Here is a 5,987-nt window from a genome sequence, read left to right on the forward strand (position 1 = left end):
TCCAGGACCCGCGCGGCAACCAGTCCACGCTCGGCCGATTCACCTTCGCCCCGCCCGCCCGGCCCGGCGAGCGGTGGCGGGTGACGAAGGCCGAGTTCGTCCCCCAGTTGTTCGACGTGGACGCCGGCCGGGTGGTGAACCTCAACCGCGCGTTGGCCATGGGCGCGGAGGTGCGCTCCGTGCGGGACCGCATCCGCGACGTGGTGCTCAGCCGGGGCGCGGCCGGGCACGGGCTGGTGATGGGGGAGTAGCTCAGTCGACGTCCACGCCGTCGAGGGCGGCGAGCATGGCCCCGAGCACCCGCAGGCAGGTCGTGACGTCGGCGTCCGTGAGCGCTCCGCCGACCTCCCGCAGCAGCAGGTGCTCCCGGTCCAGGACGGCGGTGACCGTCGCCCGGCCCGCGTCCGTCAGCCGGATCAGCGACGACCGCCGGTGGGCGGGGTTCGGGACGCTCTCCACCAGGCCCCGGGCCGCGGCGTCGTTGACCATGCGCTGTACGAACTGACGGCTGATCGCCTGCGCCCGGCCCATCTGCGGCACGGTCATCGGCCCGTTCCGGTGCAGCAGGGCCAGGACGGCGCGGACGCCGACGGACAGCCCGTCGGGCGCCAGGCCCTGCTCGACGAGGCGCTGCGCGCGCCGGTACACGGGGCCCACCAGGTCGTACACCTCGGTGAGGCGGCGGGCGAGTGCGTCCGGCGGCAGAGGACTGTCGGTGACGTTCACCCCTCCATCATGACACCCTGATTGTCAAAGTTCGCTCAAGATGACACCCTGGTTGTCATGACGGCTGCTCCGGATCTCCGTTTCTTCCCCTCGGCCGACGGCGACCTCGCCTATCGGGACACGGGCACGGGCCCCGCGGTGGTGCTGCTGCACGGCGGCTTCCTGGACGGGCGCATGTGGGACGCCCAGGTGCCCGCCCTCGCCGCGGCCCACCGGGTCCTCGTGCCCGACGCCCGCGGCCACGGCGCCTCCGCCCTCGCGACCCGCCCCTACCGCCCGGCCGACGACGTCGCCGCCCTGCTGCACCACCTAGGCATCGACTCCGCGGTCCTGATCGGGCTGTCGATGGGCGCGGGCACGGCGGTGGACACCGCGCTGGAACACCCCGCTCTCGTCCGGGCGCTGGTCGTCTCCGGCGCGGGCACCAGCGAGCCCGACTTCCGGGACCCGTGGACCACCTCGGTCCTGGCCGACTGGGGCAGGGCCCTGGCCGCCGGCGACGTGGACGCCTGGCTGGAGGCCTTTCTGCGGTTCCTCCCGGGGCCGCACAGGACGATGGAGGACATCGATCCGGACCTCCTGCGCCGCCAGCGCGAGATGGCCCTCGGCACCCTCCGCAAGCACACCGCCGACGAGCCGGACCTGCGGGTACCCGTCACCGACACCTGGAAGCGGGCCGCCGGCATCGGCGTCCCCGTGCTCGCCGTGCACGGCGGCGGCGACTCCGAGGACCACCTGCGCATGGCCGAACGGCTCGTCCGCACGGTGGCGGACGGCCGCTCGGTCACCCTCGAGGGCCCGGGCCACTACCCGAACATGGAGCGCCCCGACGCCTTCGACGCGGTCGTCGCCGACTTCCTCGGGTCGCTCTAACGCCGCGCCAGTTCCGAATGCCGGTAGGAGTACGCGAAGTAGATCACCAGCCCGACCACGAACCACACGGCGAACCGCACCCAGGTCTGCCACTGCAGGAACGTGATCAGCCAGAGCGAGAAGACCACGCCCAGCCCCGGCACCACCGGCATCCACGGAGTGCGGAACGAGCGCGGCAGGTCCGGCCGCCGGTAGCGCAGCACGATCACCGCCGTGCACACCACCACGAACGCCAGCAGGATGCCGATGTTGGTGAGTTCGGCCGCCTCGCCGATCGGGAGGAACCCGGCGATGGCGGCCGACGCCACCCCGACGATCCAGGTGACCCGCGTGGGCACGTGCCGCGTCGGATGGGTCTTGGCGAACCAGCGGGGCAGCAGCCCGTCCCGCGACATGGAGAACCACACGCGCGTCACGCCCAGCATGAACGTGAACATCACCGTGAGGATGCCGATGATCGCGCCCACCGCGATCACGTCCGCGAGCCCGCCCAGCCCCACCGACTCGAACGCGGTGGAGAAGCCGCTCTCCGGATCGATGTCCCGGTAGTTCTGCATGCCCGTCAGCACCAGGCAGGCCGCCACGTACAGGACCATCGAGATCACGAGCGAGTAGATGATCGCCTTCGGCATGTGCCGCTGGGCGTCCTTGGACTCCTCGGCCGCCGTCGACATCGCGTCGTAGCCGAACACCGCGAAGAACACCGTCGCCGCACCGGTGAACGCCCCGCCGACCCCGTAGGGGAAGAACGGGTGGTAGTTCGCGGTGTTGATGTGGAACACGCCGACCCCGATCACCAGCAGCACGACCAGGACCTTCAGCACCACGACCACCGTCTCGAACCGGGCCGCGTTCTTGATGCCGAGGTTCAGCAGGAAGGCGATGAGCAGACACAGCAGCGCCGCGAACAGGTCGATGCGGTGGCCCTCCCCGGTGCCCGGCGCGCCCAGCATCCAGGCCGGCAGGTCCGCGCCCATCGCGTTCACCAGGAAGCTGAAGTAGCCCGAGATGCCGATCGCGACCACCGCCACGATCGCGGTGTACTCCAGCAGCAGGTCCCAGCCGATGAACCAGCCCGCGAACTCGCCGAGCACCGCGTAGCCGTAGGTGTACGCCGAGCCCGCCTTCGGGATCAGACCCGCGAACTCCGCGTACGACAGCGCGGCGGCGGCGCTGGCGACACCCGCGATGAGGAACGAGACGACCACCGCGGGTCCGGCCGTGCCGTTGGCCACGGTCCCCGCGAGCGTGAAGATGCCGGCGCCGATGATGCCGCCCACGCCGATCGCGGTCAGCTGCCCCAGGCCCAGGGTGCGTTCCAGCCGCGGGCCCTCGGCGGCTTCCGTCTCCTCGATGTGTTCGATGGGTTTGCGGCGGAGAATCCCTTCACCCGCCCGGGGCCGGGCCATACGCCTCACCTCTTCACGATCGGCAAACGGCTGACGGCGGATCATGATGCACTCGCCACGGTACCGGCGGAAGGCGTCACGCACACTCCGGGAACACTCCGGTGGCTACGGCACCACCGTCACCGGCCACCGCCCCGCCTTCACCAGCCGGATCGCGACCGACCCGATGATCCGGTGGCCCGCCTGCTCGGAGGCACCCACCACCACCGCGTCCGCCTTGAGGTCGTCCGCCGCCTTCACCAGGCCGTTGTAGGGGTCGCCGCGGAACGTGTGGAACTCCCAGCGGACGTCGGGCAGCCCCTTGCCCCGCTCGCCCGCGGCCTTGATCAGCGCCACCAGCTCCTCGGCGGTCTCCTCGGTGGCGTCGGCCACCGGTGCGCCGAGTGCGGCGCCCGCCGCCATCACCGGCTGTACGTACACCGCCGCGAGCAGTGCGCGCTGGCGCCGGGCCAGTCCGTAGGCGTACGCCGTCGCGCGCAGCGAGGAGTCGGAGCCGTCCACTCCGACGACGATCACCTTGGGCCCGTCCGTGCCCCGCTCGAACCGGTGGGAGGGCTGTCGCGTCACACTGTCGAGGCTATCCGACACCACCGCGCCGGTCGGCGGGCGCCCGTGCCGACGGACCCGCCGGACCGGATCCGGGTGGGCCGGCCCCCGGTGGGCCGAGCGAGTGGAATCGTGCCGCCGCCCCGGTGTCGCCGGGGTGCGCCGGTCTTCCGCGCGGCGACTGATGACTCATGCAGAAGGATCAGTTGCTCACACGGCGCCGGGTGTTGATCGCCGGCGCCGCCGCCACGGGTGCGGCCGGTGCGGCCGGAGTGTTCGCGGTCGGCACCGGGGACCGGGCCGCCCGCCCGGCCGCGCCCGCCGCCGGCGCCCAGGCCGCCCGCCGTCCGCTCAAGCCCTCCACCTACCGACTCCAGCCCCTGACCGGTCACGGCCCGCCGCGCATCGCGGCCGACCGGGTCCCCGTGCGCGGCACACCGCTGATGCGCGTGTCCGGGCGCGGCCGCGTCATGGTGCTGACCTTCGACGACGGCCCCGACCCCCGCTACACCCCGGACGTCCTGGACGTCCTGGCCCGCCACGAGGTGCGGGCGATGTTCTTCGTGTGCGGGGAGATGGTGGTCCACAGCAAGGACCTGCTGGCCCGGATGGCCGACGAGGGGCACGTCGTCGGCAACCACACCTGGTCCCATCCCCTGCTCACCCGTCTGAGCCCCGGCCGGATCCGCTCGGAGATGGAGCGCACCTGCGACGTCATCGAGAAGGCCTACGGCGAGCGCCCCGCATGGTTCCGCGCGCCGTACGGGGCCTGGAACCGCGCCGCCTTCCACCTCGGCGCCGAACTGGGCATGGAACCCCTGGCCTGGACGGTCGACACCCTCGACTGGACCGAGCCCGACGCCCGCGTCATCGTCGACCGGGTGACGGAGGGCGCCGCCCCCGGCGTCGTGGTGCTCTCGCACGACGCCGGGGGCGACCGCTCCCAGAGCGTGCGGGCCCTGCGTGCCTATCTGCCCGCACTGCTGGACTCCGGGTACCACGTCACCGTGCCCCGTCTGCGGTACGTCTGAGGGCCCCCGCCCGCCGGGCGGGCGGGGCCGCTCAGCGGACCTCGACCAGACGGGCGAAGACGACGACGTTCCCGTCGTAGCCGTCCTGCTGGGAGAAGGCGCCGCCGCAGGTGATGACCCGCAGCTCCGCGGTCCCCTTGGAGGAGTAGACCCGGTCGCCGGGGAAGTTGTTCTTCGCGAAGACCTCGATGCCGTAGATCTCGAACACGGCCGTTTTCGCGTCCGCGCGCGCGACCTCGACGCGATCTCCCTTCTTCAGCGCTCCGAGCCCGTAGAACACGGCCGGTCCCTGGTGGTTGTCGACATGGCCGACGACGACCGCCGTGCCCTTCTCGCCGGGCGAGACGACACCGGTGAACCAGCCCGCGAGATTCGGGTCCTCGGGCGGTGGCGCGTCCACCCAGCCCTCCGAGTCCAGCCCCACCGGCGTGATCGGCGCGTCGACCTGGATCGCCGGGATCCTGACCCGGTCCGGTACCGAGTACGGCAGCGGCGGGACCGTGCCGGCCGGGGTGCTGTCGGACGCCCGGCGGTCGGCGGCGGCCACGCCGGCCGGCTGTGGCGGGCCCACGTCGAATTCCCCCGAACCGTTCCGGATGAGCGCCAGGCCGGTGAGCAGGACCAGCGCTATCACGCCCCAGGGGGCACGCTTCCTTCGCGGCGCCTCCTCCTCGGCTTCGGCCGGCCAGAAAGCAGACATTCGCCTTCCCCTCTCGACACGGCCGTCACCGTGTCGTTCGCGCATATCAGAACGCTAAGCGCCGTGCGCGGAACCGGCGACGGGGCAGCGGCGAACGGGTGGCCGCGGGGGTGACAGGTGCGCCATCCGGGGTCGGACCGGACGAAGATTTTCTGACGGCCCGTGACCTGCGGCGATATCCCCCTCCCACGGTTTCCCGCGGGGTGAGGTCTCACCGGTACGGACCATTCCCGAAATGCGGGCCCGGGCACCGCAACTGAGGGTCTTTCCGGGAGGCGCTTTCTCGCCGATCGACCGGGTACGGGACCCGGGGCGTCTTCCGCGGAGGATCACATGCGCAACTCACGTGCCCTGGCGGCCACGGGCGCCGCGGTCGCCGTCCTCGGAGTCGCCGCCCCGGCGGCCATCGCGGACAACGGCCGGCTTCCCAGCCCGTTCAACATCGTTGCCCATCCCAGCGTCATCGCCCGTGGCGGCCAGCTGACCATCACGGTCGACGGCTGCCCCAACGGCGGCACGGCCACCTCCAACGCGTTCCGCAGAACCAACCTGACGCCCTTGCGTGGTGGCAGCGGTGGCGGGAGGGGGCACGGCAACGACGACGGGAAGGGCAACGACGGGAGCAACTACAACGGCAACGTGGGGGGCAACGGCAACGACAACGGGTGGGGGAACGACAACGGCAACGTGGGAGGCAACGGC

6 protein-coding genes and 2 pseudogenes are annotated in these 5,987 nt (G+C 72.1%); 4 read left to right on the top strand and 4 right to left on the bottom strand.

Going from position 1 to position 5,987, the window contains the following annotated elements; genetic code table 11:
• Positions 1–251, top strand: a pseudogene (locus B7L92_RS10230) (CapA family protein); the annotation flags it as partial.
• Between the two features lies 1 nt (position 252).
• On the opposite strand, the gene B7L92_RS10235 reads toward B7L92_RS10230, so the two are convergent.
• A complete protein-coding gene (locus B7L92_RS10235; protein WP_081237110.1) occupies positions 253–726 on the bottom strand; it encodes a MarR family winged helix-turn-helix transcriptional regulator in 474 nt (157 codons plus the stop codon).
• A gap of 57 nt (positions 727–783) precedes the next feature.
• Here B7L92_RS10235 and B7L92_RS10240 point away from each other — a divergent pair, with 57 nt between their 5' ends.
• Positions 784–1,599 (top strand): alpha/beta fold hydrolase, encoded by an 816-nt coding sequence (locus B7L92_RS10240; RefSeq protein WP_081237111.1) that lies wholly within the window; start codon positions 784–786, stop codon positions 1,597–1,599.
• Here the strand turns inward: B7L92_RS10240 and B7L92_RS10245 are convergent.
• Together B7L92_RS10245 and B7L92_RS10250 are read right to left on the bottom strand one after the other, a co-directional pair.
• Positions 1,596–3,008, bottom strand: coding sequence for an amino acid permease (locus B7L92_RS10245; protein ID WP_081237112.1), 1,413 nt, complete (start codon positions 3,006–3,008; stop codon positions 1,596–1,598). The two genes, B7L92_RS10240 and B7L92_RS10245, sit on opposite strands and share 4 nt — an antisense overlap.
• A 105-nt stretch (positions 3,009–3,113) precedes the next feature.
• Positions 3,114–3,575: a universal stress protein gene (locus B7L92_RS10250; protein ID WP_081237113.1), complete on the bottom strand. Its 462-nt coding sequence runs from the start codon at positions 3,573–3,575 to the stop codon at positions 3,114–3,116.
• Positions 3,576–3,745: 170 nt separating this feature from the next.
• Here B7L92_RS10250 and B7L92_RS10255 point away from each other — a divergent pair, with 170 nt between their 5' ends.
• Entirely contained in the window at positions 3,746–4,585 is an 840-nt protein-coding gene (locus tag B7L92_RS10255) for a polysaccharide deacetylase family protein (protein ID WP_174703945.1), read from the top strand.
• Between the two features lie 31 nt (positions 4,586–4,616).
• On the opposite strand, the gene B7L92_RS10260 is transcribed toward B7L92_RS10255, so the two are convergent.
• Positions 4,617–5,285 carry a class F sortase gene (locus B7L92_RS10260; protein WP_081237114.1) on the bottom strand — a complete coding sequence of 223 codons (669 nt, stop codon included), beginning with the start codon at positions 5,283–5,285 and terminating at the stop codon, positions 4,617–4,619.
• Between the two features lie 333 nt (positions 5,286–5,618).
• Here B7L92_RS10260 and B7L92_RS10265 point away from each other — a divergent pair.
• Positions 5,619–5,987 (top strand): annotated as a pseudogene (locus B7L92_RS10265) (hypothetical protein); the annotation flags it as partial.

It is taken from the genome of Streptomyces viridosporus (genome assembly GCF_002078235.1).
In the GTDB taxonomy this organism is placed as follows: domain Bacteria; phylum Actinomycetota; class Actinomycetes; order Streptomycetales; family Streptomycetaceae; genus Streptomyces; species Streptomyces viridosporus.

Bases quoted from the DNA above. Each gene is read 5' to 3' on its own strand.
- B7L92_RS10240 (WP_081237111.1), top strand. From the start codon at position 784: ATGACGGCTGCTCCGGATCTCCGTTTCTTCCCCTCGGCCGACGGCGAC.
- B7L92_RS10245 (WP_081237112.1), bottom strand. From the start codon at position 3,008: ATGGCCCGGCCCCGGGCGGGTGAAGGGATTCTCCGCCGCAAACCCATC.
- B7L92_RS10255 (WP_174703945.1), top strand. From the start codon at position 3,746: ATGCAGAAGGATCAGTTGCTCACACGGCGCCGGGTGTTGATCGCCGGC.
- B7L92_RS10260 (WP_081237114.1), bottom strand. From the start codon at position 5,285: ATGTCTGCTTTCTGGCCGGCCGAAGCCGAGGAGGAGGCGCCGCGAAGG.